Source organism: Janthinobacterium sp. P210006 (assembly GCF_036231885.1).
GTDB classification, from domain to species: Bacteria; Pseudomonadota; Gammaproteobacteria; order Burkholderiales; family Burkholderiaceae_D; genus Janthinobacterium; species Janthinobacterium violaceinigrum.
The window spans coordinates 956,235-979,170 of sequence record NZ_JAZARD010000003.1 but is presented as its reverse complement, the minus strand read 5'-3'; the positions used below and the strand labels follow the sequence as shown (position 1 = coordinate 979,170).

21 protein-coding genes are annotated in these 22,936 nt (G+C 66.3%); 20 read left to right on the top strand and 1 reads right to left on the bottom strand.

Features of this window, described 5'->3' with window-relative positions; translation table 11 throughout:
• Window positions 1–2: 2 nt before the first annotated feature.
• From VPH41_RS18335 to VPH41_RS18270, 14 genes are all read left to right on the top strand, one after another.
• Window positions 3–1,700, top strand: a complete 1,698-nt coding sequence (locus tag VPH41_RS18335) for a sensor histidine kinase (protein ID WP_328571046.1) — start codon at window positions 3–5, stop codon at window positions 1,698–1,700.
• A 42-nt stretch (window positions 1,701–1,742) separates the two neighbouring features.
• Window positions 1,743–2,432 (top strand): response regulator transcription factor, encoded by a 690-nt coding sequence (locus tag VPH41_RS18330; RefSeq protein ID WP_226941151.1) that lies wholly within the window; start codon window positions 1,743–1,745, stop codon window positions 2,430–2,432.
• Window positions 2,433–2,822: 390 nt separating this feature from the next.
• The gene (locus VPH41_RS18325) at window positions 2,823–2,993 is read left to right on the top strand and encodes a Flp family type IVb pilin (RefSeq protein WP_328571045.1); all 171 of its coding nucleotides are present in this window, start codon (window positions 2,823–2,825) and stop codon (window positions 2,991–2,993) included.
• A 127-nt stretch (window positions 2,994–3,120) separates the two neighbouring features.
• Window positions 3,121–3,714: an A24 family peptidase gene (locus VPH41_RS18320; RefSeq protein ID WP_328571044.1), complete on the top strand. Its 594-nt coding sequence runs from the start codon at window positions 3,121–3,123 to the stop codon at window positions 3,712–3,714.
• Between the two features lie 27 nt (window positions 3,715–3,741).
• Complete coding sequence (locus VPH41_RS18315) at window positions 3,742–5,097, top strand: ATP-binding protein (RefSeq protein WP_328571043.1); 1,356 nt, start codon at window positions 3,742–3,744, stop codon at window positions 5,095–5,097.
• Window positions 5,098–5,113: 16 nt separating this feature from the next.
• Window positions 5,114–5,950 carry a Flp pilus assembly protein CpaB gene (gene cpaB, locus VPH41_RS18310; RefSeq protein WP_328571042.1) on the top strand — a complete coding sequence of 279 codons (837 nt, stop codon included), beginning with the start codon at window positions 5,114–5,116 and terminating at the stop codon, window positions 5,948–5,950.
• A gap of 24 nt (window positions 5,951–5,974) precedes the next feature.
• Complete coding sequence (locus tag VPH41_RS18305) at window positions 5,975–7,510, top strand: type II and III secretion system protein family protein (RefSeq protein ID WP_328571041.1); 1,536 nt, start codon at window positions 5,975–5,977, stop codon at window positions 7,508–7,510.
• A 10-nt stretch (window positions 7,511–7,520) separates the two neighbouring features.
• Window positions 7,521–7,802 carry a pilus assembly protein gene (locus VPH41_RS18300; protein ID WP_328571040.1) on the top strand — a complete coding sequence of 94 codons (282 nt, stop codon included), beginning with the start codon at window positions 7,521–7,523 and terminating at the stop codon, window positions 7,800–7,802.
• Window positions 7,803–7,839: 37 nt separating this feature from the next.
• Entirely contained in the window at window positions 7,840–9,000 is a 1,161-nt protein-coding gene (locus VPH41_RS18295) for an AAA family ATPase (RefSeq protein ID WP_328571039.1), read from the top strand.
• Between the two features lie 23 nt (window positions 9,001–9,023).
• Window positions 9,024–10,394: a CpaF family protein gene (locus VPH41_RS18290; RefSeq protein ID WP_442906286.1), complete on the top strand. Its 1,371-nt coding sequence runs from the start codon at window positions 9,024–9,026 to the stop codon at window positions 10,392–10,394.
• Window positions 10,395–10,400: 6 nt separating this feature from the next.
• A complete protein-coding gene (locus tag VPH41_RS18285) occupies window positions 10,401–11,375 on the top strand; it encodes a type II secretion system F family protein (RefSeq protein ID WP_152285292.1) in 975 nt (324 codons plus the stop codon).
• Between the two features lie 41 nt (window positions 11,376–11,416).
• Window positions 11,417–12,349, top strand: a complete 933-nt coding sequence (locus VPH41_RS18280) for a type II secretion system F family protein (protein ID WP_152285291.1) — start codon at window positions 11,417–11,419, stop codon at window positions 12,347–12,349.
• A 17-nt stretch (window positions 12,350–12,366) separates the two neighbouring features.
• The gene (locus VPH41_RS18275) at window positions 12,367–13,185 is read left to right on the top strand and encodes a LytR C-terminal domain-containing protein (protein WP_328571038.1); all 819 of its coding nucleotides are present in this window, start codon (window positions 12,367–12,369) and stop codon (window positions 13,183–13,185) included.
• Window positions 13,186–13,229: 44 nt separating this feature from the next.
• A complete protein-coding gene (locus VPH41_RS18270; RefSeq protein ID WP_328571037.1) occupies window positions 13,230–15,470 on the top strand; it encodes an Ig-like domain-containing protein in 2,241 nt (746 codons plus the stop codon).
• Between the two features lie 78 nt (window positions 15,471–15,548).
• Here the strand turns inward: VPH41_RS18270 and VPH41_RS18265 are convergent, their stop codons facing one another.
• Window positions 15,549–16,331 (bottom strand): inositol monophosphatase family protein, encoded by a 783-nt coding sequence (locus VPH41_RS18265; RefSeq protein WP_328571244.1) that lies wholly within the window; start codon window positions 16,329–16,331, stop codon window positions 15,549–15,551.
• Window positions 16,332–16,526: 195 nt separating this feature from the next.
• Here VPH41_RS18265 and VPH41_RS18260 point away from each other — a divergent pair, with 195 nt between their 5' ends.
• From VPH41_RS18260 to VPH41_RS18235, 6 genes are all read left to right on the top strand, one after another.
• The gene (locus VPH41_RS18260) at window positions 16,527–17,300 is read left to right on the top strand and encodes an RNA methyltransferase (RefSeq protein WP_328571036.1); all 774 of its coding nucleotides are present in this window, start codon (window positions 16,527–16,529) and stop codon (window positions 17,298–17,300) included.
• Entirely contained in the window at window positions 17,297–18,199 is a 903-nt protein-coding gene (locus VPH41_RS18255) for a LysR substrate-binding domain-containing protein (RefSeq protein WP_328571035.1), read from the top strand. Before VPH41_RS18260 ends, VPH41_RS18255 begins: the two co-directional genes overlap by 4 nt.
• Window positions 18,200–18,289: 90 nt before the next feature.
• The gene (locus tag VPH41_RS18250) at window positions 18,290–19,498 is read left to right on the top strand and encodes an MFS transporter (protein ID WP_328571034.1); all 1,209 of its coding nucleotides are present in this window, start codon (window positions 18,290–18,292) and stop codon (window positions 19,496–19,498) included.
• Between the two features lie 77 nt (window positions 19,499–19,575).
• Window positions 19,576–20,097 carry a hypothetical protein gene (locus VPH41_RS18245; RefSeq protein WP_328571033.1) on the top strand — a complete coding sequence of 174 codons (522 nt, stop codon included), beginning with the start codon at window positions 19,576–19,578 and terminating at the stop codon, window positions 20,095–20,097.
• 10 nt (window positions 20,098–20,107) lie between these two features.
• A complete protein-coding gene (locus VPH41_RS18240; RefSeq protein ID WP_328571032.1) occupies window positions 20,108–21,748 on the top strand; it encodes a GMC family oxidoreductase in 1,641 nt (546 codons plus the stop codon).
• Window positions 21,745–22,704, top strand: a complete 960-nt coding sequence (locus tag VPH41_RS18235; RefSeq protein ID WP_328571031.1) for an esterase/lipase family protein — start codon at window positions 21,745–21,747, stop codon at window positions 22,702–22,704. The genes VPH41_RS18240 and VPH41_RS18235 overlap by 4 nt, the downstream gene beginning before the upstream one ends.
• Window positions 22,705–22,936: the final 232 nt, after the last annotated feature.

The following is a 22,936-nucleotide window of genomic DNA, read 5'->3' as shown; positions in this document are numbered from 1 at the left end:
GCATGCTGCAAAAGCAAGAATTGCAAGGGGAGCAGAATACCGTGGCGGCATTGCCGCCGGAGGAGCATGCGGACTTGCAAATGATCTTTGGCATGCGCCTGTTATTGGCCGTGGCGGCATTGCTGACCTTGATAGTCAATCCCGGCAATCAGGCAATGTCGGGGCAGCTGGCCTGGACGATCCTGCCCCTGTATGCGCTATACAGCGGGGTATTGCTGGTGTTGCTGCATTTTCATCGGGGCCGCGGCAAGCGCGTGTACTGGCTCGATGTCCTGTGGTGCGGCCTGATCGTGCTGTGCACGGGCGGCGGCGAGAGTTATTTTTTCCCCCTGTTCTTCTTTGTGATCCTGGCATCCTCGTTTCAGCGGGGGCTCGATGAAGGCACGCGGATGACGCTCGCTTCCTGTGCCTTGCTGGTGCTGGCGTCGGTGCTGTCGGAGCAGGAGCCGAACCTGTCGCACTTGCTCTTGCGCACGGCGTTTGTCATGGCGCTGGGCTACATGATCGCGTACTGGGGTGGCCTGAGCCTGCTGCAAAAGCGCCGCCTGGCCTTGCTGCGCGAAGTGAGCCAGCAATCGAACCCCCGTTTCGGGGTCGACCATATGGTGGCGTCCATGCTGGAAAAGGCGCGCGTCTTCTTTGGCGCCAGCAGCTGCATCCTGGTCATGCGCGAGGGCGGCGCCGCGCATTGGCAACTGCGCACGGCGCTCGACGACAGCCGGGGAAATGGCGGGCGCGTCAGCCAGATGAGCGAAGCGGCCGTGGCGCCGCTGATGGCGTTCGACGCCAGCCAGAGCGTGCTGTACGCGCCGTCGCTGCGTGCGCGCCTCGGGCTCGGTCATGCGTGGCAGGCAACGGCGCGCGGCAGCGCCAGATGGCAGCGGCTCGCGATGGAGGCCACGCAGGGGGCCGCCCTGGCGGAACTGTTCGATGCGCCATCGTTCATCAGCGTTCCCTTGCCCTTGCATAAGGGGCAGGGCCGCCTGTACGTGCTGTCGGCCAGGGAGCGGCTGTCGAAGGCCGATGCGCGCTTCCTTACGCATATCGTGACGCAGGTCTTTCCCCAGATAGAAAACATCGCCATTCTCGACAAGCTCGCTTCCGGCGCCGCTTACCGGGAACGGCAGAAAATTGCCCGCGATTTGCACGATTCCACCATCCAGCCCTACATCGGCTTGCGCCATGGCTTGAGCGCCTTGCGCGCCAAGGTGGCCGCCGACAGCCCCTTGCTGGGCGAGCTCGACAAGCTGATCGACATGAGCGGCCAGGTGATCGGCGACCTGCGCCAGATGGCCAGGACGGTGCGCGGCGGCCAGCAGCACGACGAGCCCGAGCTGCTGGTGGCCCTGCGGCGGCAGGCGGAACAGTTGAAGAAATTCTTTGGCATCGACATCGAGATTGTCTCGGAGCGGGCGTTCGTCCTCAGCGACAGGCTGGCGGCGGAAGTGTTTCAGATCGTCAATGAAGGCATGAGCAACATCCGCCGGCACACGACGGCCCGCGAGGGTTGCGTGCGCCTTGCCTGCGACACGCATGCCGTCTCGATCTCGATCGAGAATGCGGCCGAGGCCGAAGCGCCGCGGCGCGCCCCGTTCATCCCCGCGTCCATCGCCGAACGCGCCCAGGCGCTGGGCGGCACCGTGCAGGTCGGCCAGGCAGCTGGCGGCGCGACGGCGGTGCGCATTGAAATTCCCGTGTAAGGGCCCTGGCCCTGCAGGCCGTGGCACATAAAAGGTAAGCCTATGTCTATTCTGCATCCCATCCGCGTCATGCTGGTCGACGACCATAAAACCATGCTGTGGGGCCTGGAAAAACTGCTGGAGGATGCGTGCCCGACGATGGAGGTGGTGGCCAGCGTCGGCACGATCGGCGATGCCGTGGCGCTGACGGGCAGCCTGCAGCCCGATATCGTCGTGCTCGACGTCGATCTCGATGGCGTGTGTTCCGTCGATTTCGTGCCGGCGCTGGTGGCCAATGGTGTCACGCGGGCGCTGATGTTCAGCGGCACGCGCGACCAGGAGATGCTGGCCCGCGCCGTGCGCAACGGGGCGCGGGGCGTGATCGGCAAGGAGGTGGCGGCGGCGCAGGTGATCGACGCCATCGCGCGCGTGCACCGCGGCGAACTCTGCCTGGACCAGGCCTTGCTGGGCAACCTGCTGGGAGCGCTGATCAAGCCGGTGCCGGCAGCGGCGGCGGCCGATCCCGAGGCGGCCCGCATCGCCTTGCTGACGCTGAAGGAACGCAAGATTGTCGCGATGATGGTGGAAGGCAATGGCGCACTCAACAAAACCATAGCGCAGCGCGCGTTTATTTCCGAGCAAACCTTGCGCAACCATCTGACGTCGATTTACAGCAAGCTGGACGTGGCCAACCGCCTGGAGCTGTATGTGTATGCCTTGAAGAATGGCCTTGCCGTGGCCCATGAATGCTGAGGCCAGTACAAATGTACCGAATACCTGCGGAAAAAAAGCTGTTTTGTACCGGCAATAAAATTACTTTTGTCTGTTTAATATCAATATTTATTTCTTTATAATATATCTATCAGCAATCGGTAAATACCGCTGAATTAGCCAGACTGCTATTACGAATTGGTAAAAGAGCAGGAAGAGATCGAAAAAGAGACGATAAGCAAGTCGTCGTGTATTTCTTGCGCGATTGGCGCGGCAATTCGCTTTCGGACACTTCTTGTTATTGTCGCCGATGGTCGTGGTATGCCTGATTGTACTTCTGTCCATATGCAAGAATCCGCGGCGTTGCTCCATTTTCTGGCTGCCTGCGCCGTTGCACATGACGTTGTAAAACTCACTCTGAATGGATTAATCATGAATTTCATCAAAAACTTTATCGCTGAAGAAGATGGCGTAACGGCAATCGAATACGGCCTGATCGCCGCACTGATCGCCGTCGCGATCGTTGGCGCAGTCAAATTGCTGGGTACCAATCTGTCGGCCGTCTTCACGGGCGTCTCGACCACCCTGACTGCCAAGCCGTAATCATCGCTCGCGACATGGCGGCGTGCCCCGTCCCGGGCACGCGCCGATGGTGGCCCGGATCAGCCGCATGGCGCCGGGCCATCGTTGTTTGTGCCCCAGCCATCGTGCTTCCCGTGCCGAAGAATCCATGTACACCGATCTTTTCCTGACCTGGTCGCCGGCCGTCCTGCTGGCCGGCTTGCTGCTGCTGGCCGTGTACCACGACGTGCGCAGCCGCCGCATTCCGAACCGCCTGGTGTTGCCCGGCGCGCTGGCGGGACTGCTGCTCAATTGCGCGATGCCGGCCGGCGCCGGCCTGCTGACGGCCACGCCGGGCGCGATCGGCTTCTGGCCGGCGCTGGGCGGCCTGGCGCTGGGCCTGGCGCTGCTGCTGCCGATGTATGCGCTCAAGGCGCTGGGCGCCGGCGACGTGAAACTGATGGCCATGGTGGGGGCGTTCGTGGGCCCGTACACCGTCTTCCTTTGTCTGCTGTCCACCTTGCTCGCCGGCGGCGTGCTGGCACTGGCCGTGGCCGCCTTCCACGGCAGCTTGCGCCAGGTCGCCGGCAACAGCTACCACATGGCCTTGAACAGCTTCATGCGGGCCATCGCGGCGCAGCGGCCCGAGATCGATGCGCCGGTCGTGCCTAGCGGCAAGTTGCCCTATGCCATAGCCATCGCCTGCGGCACCTCGCTGTATCTGCTCCTGGCCGCCATTGGCCCGCTGGGAATCTTCGCATGACCGCTGGCGTCTTCCGCACCCGTACCCATGTCTGCTGATCTGCTTGCCGCACCGGCGTCCCAGCGCGCACCGCGCACCGTCGACGAGACGGGCTTGCCTTTCTTTTTCCTGGTCGAATTGCTGGTCAAGGTGCTGTTCCAGCGGGGCCAGCTGCACCTGCCGGAACTGGCCGCCTACGTCAAGCTGGGCCTGGGCGTGATCGACCCCGTGATCGTCTTCATGCGGCAGGAAAAGATGTGCGAAGTCATGCGCCGCGGCGCCAGCGGCACGGATGCCGACATCCACTACCAGTTGACGGACAGCGGCCGCCAGCGCGCCCTCGAATGCCTGGCGCGCAATGCCTATGCGGGCCCGTGCCCCGTGCCGCTGGCCGCCTACAACGCCCAGGTGTCCGCGCAAAGCGTGGCCAACATGCATGTCACGCGCCCGCAGGTGGCGGCCAGCTTCGACGGCGTGGTGGTCAACCCGGGCGTGCTCGACCAGCTGGGCGCGGCCATGAATTCCGGGCGCGCCATATTCATCTACGGCGCCGCCGGCAGCGGCAAGACCTATCTGGCCGAACGCCTGCAAGACTTGCTGCAAGGCGCCATCGCCTTGCCGTACGCCATCATGGTCGATGGCGAAGTCGTGCCTTTTTATGATCCGGTGCTGCATTTGCCGGCGGCGCAGCAGCCGCAGGCGCCGGCCGGCATCGAGCGGGCCGTGCAGCTCGACGCGCGCTGGGTGCGCGGCGTGCGCCGCCCCGCCGTGCTCACCGGCGGCGAGCTGACCCTGGAAATGCTGGACCTGCGCTTCGACAGCGTGACGCGGCTGTACCGCGCGCCGCCCCACCTGAAGGCCAACAACGGCATCTTCATCATCGACGACCTGGGGCGCCAGCGCTGTTCGCCGCTGGAACTGATGAACCGCTGGATCGTGCCGATGGACCGCGCCATCGATTACCTGTCGCTGCACAACGGCCACACCTTCCAGGTGCCGTTCGACGTGGTGGTGGTGTTTTCCTCGAACTTCCTGCCAGAGCGCCTGTCGGATGCGGCCTTCCTGCGCCGCCTGGGCTACAAGATCGAAGTGCCGGCGCTCAGCGCGGCCCATTACGAAACCGTGTTTCGCCAGACCTGCGCCCGCTACGGGCTGCCATTCGATGCGGCCGCCTTTGCCTATCTGCTGCAGCGCCATGCGCGCGGCTCCACGCCCTTGCTGGCCTGTTATCCGCGCGACCTGCTGCGCCAGGTGCGCGACCTGGCCCGCTACGAGGGCACGGCGGCGCAGCTGAGCGAGCAGGTGCTGGACTGGGCCTGGAACAATTATTTTGCCGGCGCCGGCGACAGTCAGGGCGCGCAAGCGAAGGCCGTGCAGGAACGGCGCGAACAGAAACCAAGCTGAAGTCAGAGGAAAAACCATGCGAAATACCCGTGCTTTACTGATGTTGCTGCTGGCCCTGGTGCTGGCTGGCGCCGCCGTGCTGGCGGCGGCGGTCTGGATGGGCGGCCAGAGTACGCCCGCGAGCCAGAAGATCGTCGTGGCCCTGGTCGATATCGGCGTGGGCACGAAGATCAGTCCGCTCATGTTGCGCAGCATGGACTGGCCCGCAGGCGCGCAGCCGCCCGGCGCCTTTATTGACAGCAAGGCACTGGACGGGCGCATCACGCGCACGGCCATCAGCCTGGGCGAGCCCGTGCTGGAAAGCAAACTTGCGCCGCCGGGCACGACCGGCGGCCTGTCGTCCATCGTGGCCGACGGCAAGCGCGCCATGACCGTGCGCGTCAACGATGTCGTGGGGGTGGCGGGCTTTGCCTTGCCGGGCAACTTTGTCGACATCCTCGTCAATACCCAGGATGACCGGGCCAAGGCCAGCGGCGGCGGCGAGCTGGCCATTTCCAAGATCGTGCTCGAGCGCATCCTGGTGCTGGCCGTGGCGCAGGAATCGAACCGCGACGACAACAAGCCCAAGGTGGTCAACGCCGTGACCCTGGAATTGACGCCGGACCAGGTGGAAAAGCTGGACCTGGCGCGCAGCGTGGGCGCCTTGTCGCTGGTGCTGCGCAACCAGGTCGATCCGGCGCCCGTCAACACGGGCGGCGCCACCAAGGAGTCGCTGCTGGGGCTGAAGCCGCTGGCGCCCGCCGCGGTGCCGCGCGCGGCCGCAGTTGTGCGGCAGGCGCCGCGTCCTCCCGCGCCGCCGGCCGACAGCGTCAAAGTGATTACGGGCATGGACACGCGCGTCCAGCAATTTTAAAAAGACCAGAACCAGGGATAGTTGATGACCTCATTTCGTACCCATATCGCCCGGCCCCGCTTGAGCCTGGCCCTGGCCCTCGGTGGCTTGGCGGCGAGCCTGCTGTGGCCGTGCGGCGCCGGTGCCGCGCCCCCCTTGCGCAAGGCGGATGGCGCCGGCAAGGTGGCCGAGGCGGCGGCGCCGCTGTCGCTGGGCGCCGATATTGCCAGGCTGGGGCCGCCCATTCGCCTGTCCGTCGGCAAGTCGACCCTGCGCAGCCTGACGCGTGCCGTCTCGCAGATCGCCGTCAACGATCCCAAGGTGGCGGGCGCCAGGCTGCTGGGCAGTTCCAGCGAGCTGTATATCTGGGGCCTGGCCCCGGGCAGCACCAATCTGATTCTGTGGGACAAGGATCACCGGCCCGTGATCGTCGATATCGAAGTGGGCGTCGATGCCGATGGCTTGCAGGCGCAGCTGGCGCACGTGTTCCCGCGTGAAACCGATCTCAAGGCCAGCTCGGCCGGCGGCGCGATCGTGCTGACGGGCATGGTTTCGGACGCCGTCAAGGCCAGCCAGATCGTGGCCATGGCCACGGCGTTCGCGCAGCGGGGCGGCGGCGAAGGGGCAACGCCCGCTGGCGCCGGGCTGGCCGTTGGCGCGCCGGCGCCCGGTCCCGCCGGCGGCACGGGCGTGAGCGTGATCGACATGCTGACCGTCGCCGCGCCGCAGCAGGTGATGCTGGAAGTAAAGATTGCCGAAGTGTCCAAAACCCTCGTCGACCAGCTGGGCGCCAGCATCGGCGCGCGCGCCAGCAGCGGCAACTGGACCTACAGTTTCCTGTCGAATTTATTGAGCGGCAATCCCAGCATGATCGATGGCTTCAACGGCAAGAATGGCAACTTCCTCACGCTCGATGCGCAAAAGCGCGATGGCCTCGTGAAGGTGCTGGCCGAACCGAACATCATGGCCATCAGCGGCCAGGAGGCCAGCTTCCTGGCCGGCGGCAAGATCTACATTCCCGTCTCGCAAGACAGCGCCACCAACAAGATCACCCTGGAAGAAAAGGAATTCGGCATTGCCGTCAAGTTCACGCCCACCGTGCTCGACGGGGGGCGCATCAACCTGAAGGTGGCGCCGGAAGTGTCCGAGCTCAACAAGGACGGCATCGGCATCACCACGGGCGGCACGGCCGGCAGCGCCATCCTGCCCGCCTTTACCACGCGGCGCGCCACCACCACCGTGCAATTGTTCGATGGACAGAGCTTTGCCATCGGCGGCTTGATCAAGAACAACGTGACCACGAATATCAAGGCGCTGCCGATGCTGGGCGAGATTCCCGTGCTGGGCGCCTTGTTCCGCAGCAGCGATTTCCAGACTGACCGCACGGAACTGGTGTTCATCATCACGCCGCACCTGGTCAAACCGCTGGCCGGCGACTACGCGCTGCCGACGGATGCCTACGTGGCGCCCAGCCGCGCGCAATTCTTCCTGCAAGGGAAGATGGAAGGCACGCCCAAGGCGCCGCCGGCGGCCGGCACACAACCGGGCGCCGCGGCGGCGACCGGCTTTGACATTCAATAGGAGAGTGAGCATGCAGCGTCCTCCATTCCTTCCCCTGCTATGCGTGCTGCTGGCGTCGTTGGCCGCCAGCGGCTGCAGCACCACGCCGCGCCTGGACCGCCAGTTTGGCCGCAGCGTCGACTTGCTGCTGGCCCAGCAAGTGATCAACCCGCAGGCAGGGCTGAACCGCGACCCCGTGGCTGGCCTCGACGGCAAGTCCGCCGCGGCCGCGTACCACGCGTATCAAAAGACCTTCAGCACGCCCGTGCCCCAATCGAGCACCTTGACGATCGGCGTGGGCGGGCGCCAATGAAGATGTCACCGTTACCACAGAACAGGCTAGCCATATCGTGAAAATCGCCATCCTATCCCGCGATGAAAAAGCCTTGGCCGAGCTGGGCCGGCTGGTCGGCAACCGCAACCCGGCCGATGACGTCGATGCCCGCAGCGGACCGCTGGAGCAGCTGTACTCGGCGCAAGAGCTGCCCGACGTGCTGATGTTCGACCGGCCCGGCAACGACGGCGCCGACCTGGCCGCCATCGAGCGCCTGAGCAACCAGTTTCCCCGCCTGGCCGTCATCGTGCTGAGCCCGCAGCATACGCCCGAGTTCCTGCTGCAAGCCATGCGTGCCGGCGTGCGCGAAGTGTTGCCGTCGCCGGCCGCCGCCGCCAGCATCTGTCCGGCGCTCGAGCGCATCGAGGAAAAGCTCGAGCGGCGCGACAACGGCAACGGCAAGGTGCTGGCCTTCATTTCCTGCAAGGGGGGCAGCGGCGCCACCTTCATCGCCACCAACCTCGGCTATGCCCTGGCGGCCAGCGGCCACAAGCGCGTTGCCCTGCTGGACCTGAACCTGCATTTCGGCGACGCTTCGCTGTTCGTCTCCGAAAACAAGCCGCTGGCCACCCTGGCCGACGTGACGCGCGACATCCACCGCCTGGACCCCTCGTTCCTGGCCTCGAGCATGCTCAATGTCTTGCCCAATTTCAGCGTCCTGGCGGCGCCGGAAGACCCGGCCCATGCCAGCGAGGTGCAGCCAGAGCATATCGACGCCATCATCAAGCTGGCGCGGCGCCAGTACGACTTCGTGGTGCTCGACGTGGGGCGCAACCTCGATGCCGTCAGCGTGCGCGCGCTCGACCATGCGGACCTGATTTTCCCCATCCTGCAGACGACCTTGCCCTACATCCGCGACGGCAAGCGCCTGCTGGGCATGTTCCGCTCGCTGGAATACGACAAGGACAAGGTGCGCCTGATCGTCAACCGGCACGACAAGGGCGGCGAAATCCGCCTGCAGGACCTGGAAGCGGCATATGGCACGGCGATCGACCGCACGGTGCCGAATCACTATGCGTCGGCCGCCGCGTCGGTCAACCAGGGCATGCCGATCTTGCAGCTGGATAAGAACAGCCCCATCACGCGCTCGCTGCAGGAGTTTGCCGCCAGCCTGACGGGCGTCAGCGCCGAGCCCGTGCGGCAAGGCTGGCTGCAGCGTGTGCTGCAGCGCGCCTAATTTCATTCGAACAGGAACCTTCCATGGCCACCTCTCCCGTCTCCAGCCTGTCGATCCGCGAGCGCCTCGGCAACGGCAAGATCGCCGCCCTGACGCCGCAGCGCGCGCCGTCCATCGACAACCGCAGCTACCGCGAGCTGAAACAGCGCATCCATGTGCTGCTGCTCGAGCGCGTCGACCTGGAAAGCATGCAGCGGCTGACGCAGGAACAGATCCGCGACGAGCTGCGCACCCTGGTCGAGCGCCTGCTCGACGAGGAAGCCGTGGTCATCAATGACATCGAGCGCAAGAACCTGACGCGCGACATCCGCAACGAGATGCTGGGTTTTGGTCCGCTGGAAATCCTGCTGGCCGACCCGACCGTGTCGGATATCCTCGTCAATGGCCACCAGCAAGTGTACGTGGAGCGGCGCGGCAAGCTGGAGCTGACGGAAGTCGTGTTCAACGACGATGCCCATCTGATGAAAATCATCGACAAGATCGTCTCGCGCGTGGGCCGCCGCATCGACGAGTCGAGTCCCATGGTCGATGCGCGCCTGCCCGACGGTTCGCGCGTGAACGCCATCATCCCGCCGCTGGCCATCGACGGGCCCGTGATGTCGATCCGCCGCTTTTCCGTCGATCCCCTGCGCCTGGCCGACCTGGTCGCCTACACCAGCATGACGGCCGAGATGGCCGAGGTGCTGCAGGGCCTGGGCAAGGCAAAAATGAATATCCTCATTTCCGGCGGCACGGGCAGCGGCAAGACCACCATGCTCAACGTCATTTCCGGCTTCATCGGCCATACGGAACGCATCGTCACGGTGGAAGACGCGGCCGAGCTGCAATTGCAGCAGCCGCACGTGGTGCGCCTGGAAACGCGGCCCGCGAATATCGAGGGCAAGGGCGAAGTGTCGCAGCGCGCGCTGGTGCGCAATGCGCTGCGCATGCGTCCCGACCGCATCATCCTGGGCGAAGTGCGCGGCGCCGAAGCGCTCGACATGCTGGGCGCCATGAATACGGGCCATGAAGGCTCGATGGCCACCATCCACGCGAATACCCCGCGCGACGCCATCACGCGGCTGGAAAACATGATCAGCATGGCCGCCGCCAACCTGCCCAGCAAGGCCATCCGCCAGCAGATCAGCTCGGCCATCTCCGTGGTGGTGCAAGTGTCGCGCCTGATCGACGGCAAGCGCAAGGTCACGTCGATCCAGGAAATCACGGGCATGGAGGGCGATGTCATCACGATGCAGGAAATCTTCAGCTTCAGGCAGACGGGCGTGGGGGAGAGCGGGGCCGTCGTCGGGTATTTCTCGGCCAGCGGCATCCGTCCCCGTTTCCTGGAGCGCCTGAAGAGCTTTGGCATCGGCATTTCCAGCACGGTATTCGAACCGACCGGTTCCGGGCGCTGACGCGGCATGGGCTATCTCGCGTATCTGGTGTTTGTGCTGGTTTTCCTGGCGGTCATGCTGCTGGTGGGCGCCGTGTATTTCAACTGGCAGTCGCGCGGCGCGGGCGCCGGGCGTGTGGCGCGCCGCCTGCTGGCGATGAATACGGCCAGCGACGACGCGCAGAAGACCGTGTCCATCACCAAGGAGCGGCTGCTGAGTTCGCATGCGGGCGTGCAGGGCTTGCTGGAATGGCTGCCCGGCGTGGCCACGCTGGACCGTTTGCTGTTGCAGTCGGGTAAGAACTGGAATGTGGGCCAGCTGCTCGGCTACAGCCTGCTGGCCTGGCTGCTGGGCCTGGTGCTGGCCACGGTCAGCCCCTTGCCCTGGTATCTGCGCCTGCTGCTGTGCTTTGCCTGCGGGGCGCTGCCGTTCCTGCTCGTGACCCGCGCCAAGGCCAGCCGGCAGGCGCGCATCGAACTGCAGTTGCCCGATGCGCTGGACATGATGAGCCGCGCCATGCGGGCCGGCCATGCCTTTCCCACAGCCCTGAAAATGGTCGGCGACGAGATGACGGGGCCCCTGGCCGATGAATTCCGGGCCGTGTTTGACGAAGTCAATTTTGGCGTGTCGATGGCCGATGCCCTGTCGGGCCTGGCGGCGCGCGTGCCCAGCACGGACTTGCGCTATTTCGTCATCGCCGTGCTGATTCAGCGCGAAACGGGCGGCAATCTGACGGAGTTACTTGGCAGCATCAGCGCCATCATCCGCGACCGCCTTAAGTTGATGGGCCAGGTGCGCGTGCTGTCGGCCGAGGGGCGCATGTCGGCCTGGGTGCTCGGCTCGCTGCCGTTTGCCGCCGCCCTGATGATGCAGCTGACCAATCCGGAATTCCTCTCCGTGCTGTACCTCGACAGCGGCGGCCGCAAGATGGTGGGAATGGCCCTGGCCATGCTGGCCATGGGCGTCCTGGTGATCCGCAGAATCGTGCGGATCCGCGTGTGAGGCCATGAAATGAAGCAATTGACTGGACAGAAGGTGGCACGATGAGCGGCATGCAGGTGGGGCTGTTGGCGGTGTTGTTCCTGATCGTATTCGGCATCGTCCTGGTGCTGGCGCGGCTGTTCGCGGGCAATGCGGTGCAAGTGCGCCTCGATGCCCTGGACGTCAGGAAGGCCGATACGGGCAGGGCGCGCCGCACGAACCAGCGCTGGCTGGCGCGCCTCGTCAGCCTGACGCGCCCGCTGGCCAGGCTGTCGCTGCCCGAAGAGGGCTGGGAGGATTCGCCGATCCGCATCCGCTTCATCAATGCGGGCTGGCGCAAGAGCGCCGCGCCGGCGCTGTTCTACGCAGCCAAGACGGGGCTGGCGCTGCTGTTCCCCTTGCTGGCCTATCTGCTGCTGCGGCACGGCGATTACAACCTGTTCCTGTGGCTGGTGCTGGCCGCGGCCCTCGGTTATTACCTGCCCGGCTTCTGGCTCAAGCATTGCCTGAAAGAGCGGCAGCGCGAAATTTTTGAAACCTTTCCCGATGCGCTGGACCTGATGACCGTCTGCGTCGAAGCGGGCCTGGCGATGGATGCCGCGCTGGCGCGCGTGGCGCAGGAAATCGGCATGAAAAGCGTGATCCTGGCCGAGGAATTGCAACTGGTCACGCTGGAATTGCGCGCCGGCAGCGCCAAGGACAAGGCCTTGCGCAACCTGGCCCTGCGCACGGGCGTGGAAGACGTCGATGCGCTGGTGACCCTGCTGATACAGGCGGAGCGCTTCGGCACCAGCATTGCCGCTTCCTTGCGCGTGCAATCGGACGAGCTGCGCACCAAGCGGCGCCAGCGTGCCGAGGAAACGGCTGCCAAGATCGCGCTCAAGCTGCTGTTTCCCCTGATCTTTTTCATTTTCCCATCCCTGCTGGTGGTGCTCATGGGCCCCGCCTTGCTGCAGATCCGCCGCGCCCTGCTGCCCGCGATGGGCGCCCTGTGACGCTGCGCTGGCTCAGGATGGCCGTCTGGTGCCTGCTGGCGTGCCTGCTGCAGGGCTGCGCGGCCACGGACCCTGCGCCGCACTGGCAGGTACGCGGCGTGCAGCGCATCGGCCATTCGGCCGGCCAGGATGCCGCCACGTATTTTGAACTGGGTAAATTTCATCAGGCGCGGGGGCAGCTGGCGCTGGCGGCCGACGCCTATGCCGCGTCGATCGCGCTGGAGCCGCAGCAACTGGCTGCGCGCAATGCGCAGGCCGTGCTCGACGCGCGCCAGGGCCGGCTGGAGCAGGCCGCAAAGGCGCTGCTGGCGCTCGTGCACGACTATCCCGAGGCCGCCCAGCCCAGGAACAATCTCGGCTATGTGTACTACCTGCAAGGGGAGCTGGCGCTGGCGGCCGGCATGCTCGAACAGGCCGTGGCGCGCGCTGGCGGCGCGGCGCTGGCGCGCAACAACCTGCAGCTGGTGCACGCGGGGCAGGCAGCGGCGCTCGCGCAAACGACGGCGGCCGCCACTGTGCCAGTTTCGGCGGCTTCGGCGGTTGCGCCGGAGCAGGCGGCCCCGGTCGAAATCATCAACGGCAATGGCATCCGCGGCATGGCGGCGCAGGTGCGCCTGCGCGTGCAGGCCCGGGGCATGGCCGTCAGCCGGCTGGCGAACCTGCCCGGCTTTCGCCAGGCCCGCAGCCAGATCCTGTATGCGCCCGGCAACGCGCGCCAGGCGGACGCCTTGCGGCTCGCCCTGGCGCAGCGGGGCGAGGCTATGCAGCTGGTGCCGGTGGCCGGCCTGGCGCGCGGCGCCGGCATCCGCGTGGTCCTGGGGCACGACCAGGCTTGAACACAGTTACACATTATCAGCAACAAAATAACAGGGAGAAGTGCATGTATGGATTGACGAGTAGCGGTTTGCCGGCGCGCTGGGCGCTGTGTCTGGCTGCCGGCACGGCAGCGGCCTTGCTGGCCGGCTGTGGCGGTGGCGGTTCCGGCAGCAGCGATTGCAGCACCTTGGACCCGAACCGCAACCCGAACCTGCCCGGCTGCGTGGTGCCGCCCGTCACGCCGGTGGTTCCCGTCACGCCCGTCGTGCCCGTGCCGGCGACCCTGGCGCTGAGCCTGAAGGACGGGGCCGGCAAGGCGACGACGTCCGTGAGTCCCGGCAACAGCGCCACCGTGCAAGCCGTCGTGAAGGATGGCAGCGGCGCCGTGCTGCCGGGCGTCCTGCTGACCTTGAACAGCAGCGACAAGAGCGCCGTCTTCACCCCGGGGGCGGCCAGCGCCCTGACGGACGCGAACGGCGTGGCCAGCATCGTTGTCGCGCCTGGCAGCCAGGGCGGCGCTTTTGCGCTGGTGGCCAGCGCCACGGTCAATGGCAGCGTGTTGACGTCGAGTATCAATTACACGGTGGTCTTCCCGACCTTGACCCTGGGCAGCGTGGGTGTCGCTCCGGCAACCCTGTCGGCGGGCGGGACTGCGGGCCTCAGCGTGACGGTGATGAGCGGCGGTGCCGTGTACGCGCCGGTGCAGTCGGTCGTCTTCAGCTCGCCTTGCGCCAGCGCCGGCAAGGCGGCCATCAGCAGTCCCGTCAACACGGTCAATGGCGTGGCCAGCACCTCGTACATCGACAAGGGCTGCGGCGCGCCCGACGTGATCACGGCCAGCACCGTCTTCAATGCCACCACCGTGAGCCAGGCCGGCACCCTGACGGTGCAGACGGCCAGCGCGGGCCAGATCGGCTTTGTCTCGGCCCTGCCGCAGAACATCGCCCTGAAAGGCACGGGCGGGGCGGGGCGGCAAGAGTCGTCCATCGTCACCTTCAAGGTGCTCGACCGCAACGGCAATCCCGTCAGCGGCCATGTGGTCAATTTCGCGCTCAACACGACGGCGGGCGGCCTGAGCCTCAATCCGGCCCAATCGAGCAGCGGCGCCGACGGCAGCGTCAGCACCACGGTGGCGTCCGGCACCGTGAACACGCCCGTGCGCGTCACGGCCAGCCTGCAAGGCAGCAGCCTGTCGACGGTGTCGGACCAACTGGTGGTTTCCACCGGCATTCCCGAGCAGGACAGCTTTACCCTGACCACGTCCATGTTCAATACGGAAGGCCGCGATTATGCCGGCTGCGCCGCGCCGGTCGGCGCCAGCATCACGGTGCGCCTGGGCGACCATTTCCACAATCCCGTGCCCGATGGCACGGCGGTCAGCTTCACGGCCGAAGGCGGCACCATCGATGCGTCCTGCCTGACGGGCCTGGTCAACACCACCCTGACGGACGGCACGGTCATCACGCAGAAGGGCATACCGGGTTCGTGCTCCGTGCGTTTCTGCGCCGGCAATCCCCGTCCGCCTGACGGCCGCGTGACCATTCTCGCGTATGCGCTGGGCGAGGAAAGCTTTGCCGATACGAATGGCAACAACCTGTTCGAGCATGGCGAAAGCTATGTCGACCTGGGCGAGCCGTTCCGCAATGACCGCGCCATCGTGGGCCGCAATGCCAATTTCCAGGATGACGCCTACAGCAAGGACAATGCCGTGCGCGCGGACGGCGAGCCGTATATCGATTCGAACGGCAGCGGCAGCTGGGATGCGGCGGGCGACAAGCAGTACAACGGCGTGCTGCGCGCGGCGTCCAGCGTCAATACCACGGCCGCCAACACCGTGCATATCCGCCAGGCCCTGGTGCAGGTGCTGTCCGGCAGCAAGGCGCGTTTCACGCCCCTGGGCGCCCCATCGATCGACCTGGACAAGTGCGTCGACGGCACCGTGTTTGCCAACCCGGTCCACACCTTCCAGCTGGCCATCCGCGACGACAATGACACCGTGTTTGCCATCAACAGCAAGGACGTGACCGGGCGGCCGTACGACTTGCCCGGCAATCCGCTGCCGGCCGGCACCACGATCACTTTCTCGGCGAGCAATGGCAGCATCGTCAGCGGCAACAGCTTTATCGTGCCCAGCATCGACAGCGCCGGTTCCGCGAACTGGATCTATCCCGTGCAGATGATCAGCGACGTGACCCAGATCGGCACCGCATGCCAGCCCAACAGCGTGCGCAACGGCTTGCTGACGGTGCGCGTGCAAACGCCGAATGGCGTGGTGACGACGACGCAATACGCCGTCAGCGACTGACCGCGGCAAGCCCGGGCAAAAAAAAGCTGCCGGAGTTTCCTCCGGCAGCTTTTTTTTACATCAGCCTGCGTCTGGCAATCAGGCGAAAGGCGTCAGCAGGGTGATCATTTGGCCAAAGATCTTCGGGCTGGCGGCGATGACGTCGCCCTTGTACAGGTAGTTCGATTCGCCGCTGAACTCACCGACGATGCCGCCCGATTCCGTGATCATCAGGGCGCCGGCAGCGATATCCCAAGGCTTCAAGCCTTTTTCGTAGAAGCCGTCCAGGCGGCCGCAAGCGACGTAGGCCAGGTCCAGCGCGGCCGAGCCGGCGCGGCGTACGCCCTGGCTGCGTTCGCCCATGATCGCGTACATCTTCAGGTATTCGTCCAGCGCGCGGGCGCTGCCGGCCACGTAGCCGGTGCCCAGCAGGGCGTTCGAGATACGGTCCAGCTTGGTGACGCGGATGCGTTTTTCGTTCAGGTAGGCGCCGGCGCCCTTGGTGGCCGTGAACAGGTCGTTGCGTGCCGGATCGTAGATGACGGCTTGCGTGATGACGCCGCGATGCGCGAGCGCGATCGAGATGCAGTATTGGGGGAAGCCGTGGATAAAGTTGGTGGTGCCATCGATCGGGTCGATGATCCACTGATATTCATTCTCGTCGTGCGAGTTGGCGGAAGCTCCCGATTCCTCGCCCAGGATCGCGTGATCCGGGTAGGCTTTGGACAGCACCTCGATGATGGCCTGTTCGGCCGCCTGGTCGACGTCGGTGACGAAATCGTTATGTTGTTTTTCCGTGACGACGACGCGGTCGAGGTCGAAAGAGGCGCGATTGATGACGGCGGCGCCGCGGCGGGCGGCTTTGATCGCCGTGTTGAGCATTGGGTGCATGTGAGCTTCCGTTAAAAGCACGCGACCGCCCATGGCCGCCTTGCGGCGCCGGTACGATAGAGTGCAAGAATGAATTAAAGAGCGGAGCGGTGCCGAAGTGGTTAAAATCCCGGCCTGGAGTCAGCGTTTTGTGACTCCGTTTCCCGAAATTTCCTGTATCGATACCGCGCAATAGCGCTATTTTAAATGAATCTGCCCGAAATCAACACGTCTCTTTTCAAACGCCTGCGATTTATTCTTGTCGAAACTAGTCGCTCTGGCAACATTGGCGCCGTCGCGCGCGCCATGAAAACGATGGGTTTTTCCGATCTGGTGCTGGTCAACCCCCGTTTTCCCGACGCCTTGACGGATGCGGAAGCGGTGGCCTTCGCCAGCGGCGCGCAGGATATCCTGTCCGGCGCGCGCATCGTCGGCTCCATCGCCGAAGCGCTTGAAGGCTGCAACTACGCGGCCGCCGTCTCGGCCCGCCTGCGCGAATTCTCGCCGCCCGTCACCACGCCGCGCGCGATTGCCGGCCAGCTGGCCGCCGGCGCGGAGCTGCATGCGGCCGTCATCTTCGGCAACGAGCGCTTCGGCCTGCCCAACGAGATCGTCGAGCAGTGCAATGTGCTGATCAACATTCCCGCCAATCCCGAGTATTCCTCGCTGAACCTGTCGCAGGCGGCGCAGGTGGTCGCCTATGAATGCCGCGTGGCCGCCCTCGATGCGGCGGGCGAAGTGCCGGCGGCCAGCGCCATCGGCTTCCATGGCGACGCGGCCAGCCTGGCGCAGATCGACGGCATGTATGCGCACCTGGAACAGGCGCTGGTGGCCATCGATTTCCTCGACGCCGACAATCCGAAAAAACTCATGCCCCGTCTGAAACGCCTGTTTTCGCGCACGGGGCTGGAGACGGAAGAAGTCAATATCTTGCGCGGCATCGCGCGCCACATCCTGGCGGTGGCGAAAAAAGCGCCATGATCGAGACGCGGCTGCTGCGCCAGTTCATCGCCGTGGCCGAGGAGCTCAATTTCCGCCGCGCGGCCGAACGGCTGCACATGGCGCAACCGCCCCTGTCGCAGGCGATCCTGCGGCTGGAAGAGGCGCTCGGCTACCCCGTATTCGAGCGCACGAACCGCAAGGTCAGCCTGACGCCGGCGGGCAGCGCTTTCCTGGCCACGGCCCGCCAGGTGCTGGCCAGCCTGGACGAGGGCGTGGCCGCCACGCGCCGCGTGGCGCAGGGCATCGAAGGCCACGTGCGCCTCGGTTTCATCCACATCACGCCGTATGCCCACGTGCTGGCGGCCTTGCGCGCCTTCCGCGCCGCTTCGCCCGCCGTGCAATTCACCTTGCGCGAAGCGTCGACGCAGCAGCAGGTCGAGTGGCTGGAGCGGGGCGAGATCGATATCGCGCTGCTGCGCGCGCCGGGACGCAGCACGCCGGGACTGCGCTTCGAGCGCCTGTCGGGTGAGGACATCGTCATTGCGCTGCCATCGGGCCACCGCTGCGCAGGGCAGGCGAAGGTGGACCTGGCGGACCTGGCCCTGGACGATTTCGTCGCTTCGCCGCGCGAGCTGGGGCAGGGCTTTCACGACCAATTGGCCAGCCTGTGCCTGCACGCGGGCTTCGTGCCGAACGTGGTGCAGCAGGCGCGCCGTTTGCAAACGGTGCTGGGCCTGGTGGCGGCCGGTTTTGGCGTGGCCCTGCTGCCGGCCAGCCTGGCGGCGTCCATGCCGGCGGGCGTCGTCATGCTGGCGCTGGCAAGCAGCGCTCCGGAGCCGCTGCGCCAGCTCGACCTGTACATGGCGTGGGACCCGCGGCGCGCGTCTCCCGTGCGCGAGCGGCTGCTGGCGCAACTGCGGCAATCCTCCCTGCAGTGAGACGTTGAGGGTCTCGTTTCAAGACAAATAAGATATTTTACAGATGGTTCGCTGGGGACCAGCATGGCGTTTTGATTGCCAGGAACTGCCATGTCCTTCGTTTCATCGCGCAGCAATGCGCTGCCGTCCGCCACGCTGCCATTCTCCATTTATCTGCTTTCCCTGTGCAGCTTTGCCTTCGGCCTGTCCGAATTCATCGCCGCCGGCTTGCTGACGCCGATGGCGCGCGACCTGCACGCCAGCGTGGCGGCGGCCGGCGGCGCCATTGCCGCGTATGCGCTGGGTGCGGCCATCGGCGCGCCCGTGCTGACGGCCATGCTGGCGCGCCGGCCCACGCGCCAGGTCCTGGTGGCGACGATGTCCGTGCTGGCGGCCGGCAGCGCAGCCATGGCCGCCGCGCCGGCGCTGGACGCGTTGCTGGGCGTGCGCTTTGCCGTGGGCCTCGCGCACGGCGTGTTCATGGCCGTCGCCTCGCATGCGGCCACCAGCCTGGTCGATCCTGCCCGCGCGGGCAGGGCCCTGTCCATCGTCTGGCTGGGCCTGACCCTGGCGCTGGCGGGCGGCGTGCCGCTGGGGACGTGGCTGGGCACCGTGTCGTCGTGGCGCGCCGTGTTTGCCGCCATCGGCGTGCTGGCCCTGTGCGGCGGCGCGGGCTTGCACTTCGCCATGCCGGCCGCGCGCCAGGATGCGGGTGCCGCATCGGCCCTGGCCAGCCTGCGCGCCATCCTGCGGCCGCCCCTGCTGCTGGCGGCCGGCGTGGCGGCGCTGGTCAGCGTGGCCACCTTCAGCTTTTTCACCTACGTTTCGCCTTTCCTGTTGCAGCTGGGCGGACTCGATGGCCGCTGGCTGGGCGCGGCCATGCTGTGCTTTGGCGCGTGCGCCATCGGCGGCAACCTGCTGGGCGGCTGGTGCGCGGACCGCCCGTCCGCGTTGCGCGCCGCCGTGCTGGCCCTGGCCGCGCTGGCGCTCAACCTGCTGGGGTTTTATCTGCTGCGCGCCCATCCCCTGGCCATGCTGGCCCTGTGCGGCACCCTGGGCTTGCTGTTCTTTGCCCTCGTCACCCTGTCGACCATGCGCCTGCTGCGCCTGGCACAGCAGCATTGCCCGGGCAGCGACGCCGTGGCGGCGGGCCTGAATATCGCCGCCTTCAATGCGGGCACGGCCGCCGGCGGCGCGCTGGGCGGTGCCCTGATCGTCGCCTTCGGCTTGCCCAGCATCGCCATCGGCGGTGCGCTGGCGGCGCTGCTGGCCATGCTGCTGCTGTGGTTCCAGTCGCGCAAACTAGACGCGCCGCTCTAGTTTTTGCGTTTAAACGCCCCCTGCCTTTGGCGTACACTGGCCTGCAAAAGGCGGTATAAAACAAGGGGATACGGGATATGCAACGCAGATCGTTTCTGAAACTGGGCTTGCTCGGCGCCTGTGCGCTGGCCGCCGGCGGCGCCGCGTACCGGGCGCTGCGGGGGCCGGCGCCGCCGGGCCGTTTCGTGCTTGACGGCGAGGCGCGCGCGGCGCTGGCGGCCATCGTGCCGGCCATGCTGGGCGAGGCCTTGCCGCCATCGCAAGCGGCGGCGCGGGCGGCGGCGCTCGATGGCGCCATCGCCGGCGTGGAGACGGCCATCCATGGTTTGCCCCTGGCGGCCCAGCAAGAAGTGCAGGACCTGTTCGGCTTGCTGGCGCTGGCGCCCGCGCGGCGCTTTGTCGCGGGCGTGCAAGGCGGCTGGCGCGCAGCCGATCCGGCCCAGGTGGCTGCCTTCCTGCAGTCGTGGCGCACGCACCGCCTGGCCACCCTGCAGACGGCCTACCTGGCCCTGCACGACCTGATCCTCGGCGCCTGGTATGCCGATGCCGCCCACTGGGTCGCCATCGGCTACCCGGGACCGCTGCCCGAACTGAGCTGACAAGGCCACCATGAGCACATCTCCCATACCCGACCCCATCGCCATCGGCGTGGCCAGCGGCTGGCACGTCACCGACGCCAGCAGCATGACGGAAGACCGCACGCTGGAGGCCGACGTGGTCGTCATCGGCAGCGGCGCCGGCGGCGGCGTGACGGCGGAAATCCTCGCGCTGGCCGGCCTGAAAGTGCTGATCGTCGAAGAGGGCGGCCTGAAGTCTTCGCGCGACTTCAAGATGCGCGAAGCGGATGCGTATCCCGCGCTGTACCAGGAGTCGGCTGCGCGCAAGACGCGCGACAAGGCCATCAATATCCTGCAGGGGCGCACGGTGGGCGGGTCGACCACCGTCAACTGGACCTCGAGTTTTCGCACGCCGCCCGGCACCCTGGAATACTGGCGCAAGCATTTCGGCCTGACCGGCTATTCGGTGGACGCCATGGCGCCGTGGTTCGCCATGATGGAGCGGCGCCTGCACGTGAGCGACTGGGCCGCGCCGCCCAATGAAAACAACGACTTGCTGCGCCGTGGCGCTACCGCGCTGGGCATCCCCACGGCCGCCATCCGGCGCAACGTGAACGGCTGCTGGAACCTCGGCTACTGCGGCATGGGTTGCCCCACCAACGCCAAGCAGTCGATGCTGGTGACGACGATACCCGCGGCGCTGGCGCTGGGCGCGGGCCTGCTCGTGCATGCGCGCGCCCAGCGTTTCCTCTTCAAGGGCGAGCGCATCGACAGCCTGCAGGTGACGGCGCTCGACGCGGCGGGCCAGGCGCCCACGGGCGTGCGCATCACGGTGCGCGCCAAGCACTTCGTGCTGGCCGGCGGCGCCATCAACTCGCCGGCGCTGCTGCTGCGCTCGCAGGCGCCCGACCCGCACGGCTTGCTGGGCCGGCGCACCTTTTTGCATCCGACGGTGATCTCGGCGGGGCTGTTCCCGCAGCGGGTCGATGCGTATGCGGGCGCGCCGCAGACGATCTATTCCGACCATTTCCTGCACACGGCGCCCATCGATGGCCCCATCGGCTACAAGCTCGAAGCGCCGCCCCTGCACCCGCTGCTGATGGCCACCACCATGGGCGGCTTCGGCGACGAACATGCGCGCACCATGCGCGAATTCCCCCATGCGCATGGCTTGCTGGCGCTGCTGCGCGACGGTTTTCACCACGATTCGGCGGGCGGCAGCGTCTCGCTCGACGGCTTCGGCGCGCCCGTGCTCGACTATCCGCTCACGCCCTTCATCTGGGATGGCGTGCGGCGCGCGCTGCTGACGATGGCGGAAATCCAGTTCGCGGCGGGCGCGCGGAGCGTGTATCCCGTGCACGAGCTGGCCAGCCACTACACCAGCTGGGCGCAGGCGAAACAGGCCATCGGCGACTTGCCGATGCAGGCGCTGCTGGCCCGGGTGGTGTCGGCCCACGTGATGGGCGGCTGCGCCATGTCGGACGATGCGCGCCTGGGCGTGACGGGCGCCGATGGCCGCTACCACGGCGTGCGCAACCTGTCCGTGCACGATGGCTCGCTGTTTCCCACCTCGATAGGCGCCAATCCGCAGCTGACGATCTATGCGCTGGCCGCGCGCCTGGCCAGCGGCCTGGCGCAGCAATTGACGGGAAAACCTGCCCCCGTGCCCATGCCCGCCCCAGTAGCCGCATGATCGCGCGCATCCTCAGGTGGCTGATGCTGCTGCAGGTGCTGGCCGTGCTGGGGGTGGCGTACCTGGCCAGGCAGGCGTGGGGCGTGGCCTCGCCGGTGCTGGCCCTGCTGCTGGCGGTCGCCATGCTGCTGGCCGTGCGCGCGCTGATCGTGGCGCGCAATTTCTGGGAAAGCCGGCGCCAGGGCAGTCCCGTGCCGCCGGCATACCAGCTGGGCGCACTGGGTGCCGCGCGCCTGTTTTTCGGCGAGCTGCGCGCCACGATGTGGACCTCGTCGTGGGGCATGCTGCGCCCGCGCCTGCATGCGGCCGACGGCATCGCGGCTGGCCAGGGCCTGCCGGTGCTGCTGGTGCACGGTTATGTGTGCAATGGCGCCTACTGGACAAAGCTGAGCCGGGAGCTGGCGCAGGCGGGCATCGTGCACAAGGCGATCGACCTGGAACCCATCGATGCCAGCATCGATGGCTACGTGGCGCAAGTGGAACAGGCGCTGCTGGCGTTGTGCACGCTCACGGGCAAGCGGCAAGCCATCATCGTCGCGCACAGCATGGGCGGCCTGGTGGCGCGTGCCTGGCTGCGCCACTACGGTGCGGCCCGCGTGGCGCGCATCATTACCATCGGCACGCCGCACCACGGCACGGCGCTGGCCAAGCTGGCGGCGGGGACGAATGCGCGCCAGATGAGCCGTATCGATGGCGAACCCAGCGGCTGGCTGGCGCAGCTGGCCGCCAGCGAGACGGAGGAAACGCGCGCCCTGATCACGTCGATTTACTCGCACCACGATAATATTGTCGCGCCACAATCATCGGCGCATTTGCCCGGCGCGCGCAATCTTGCCTTCGGCGGCATCGGCCACGTGGCGCTGGCCAGCGATGCGCGCGTGCTGCGTCAGCTGTTAGCGGAAATCACTATCAAGTACGAAGCCGCCCAGCCCCCGTCTTGCCCCCATTTTCCCTGAGTCCTGTTGTGTTTTATCTGCATGGCAAGACTGTCTGTTTTGACTCTGCTGTTGCCTCCGTTTAACAGGCGCACGCCTAGAAAATCCTGTTTTCCACTGGCGTCCTGTATTAAGCTAGCATCAGGAAGGCAGCGGCCAGCGATGATTGCCGAGGCCGCAGTTGCCGCCCCATGGCGTTCCGTACGCGACATATTTGCGGGGCGCATGGCAGAATGTTGTAGGATTATTATGT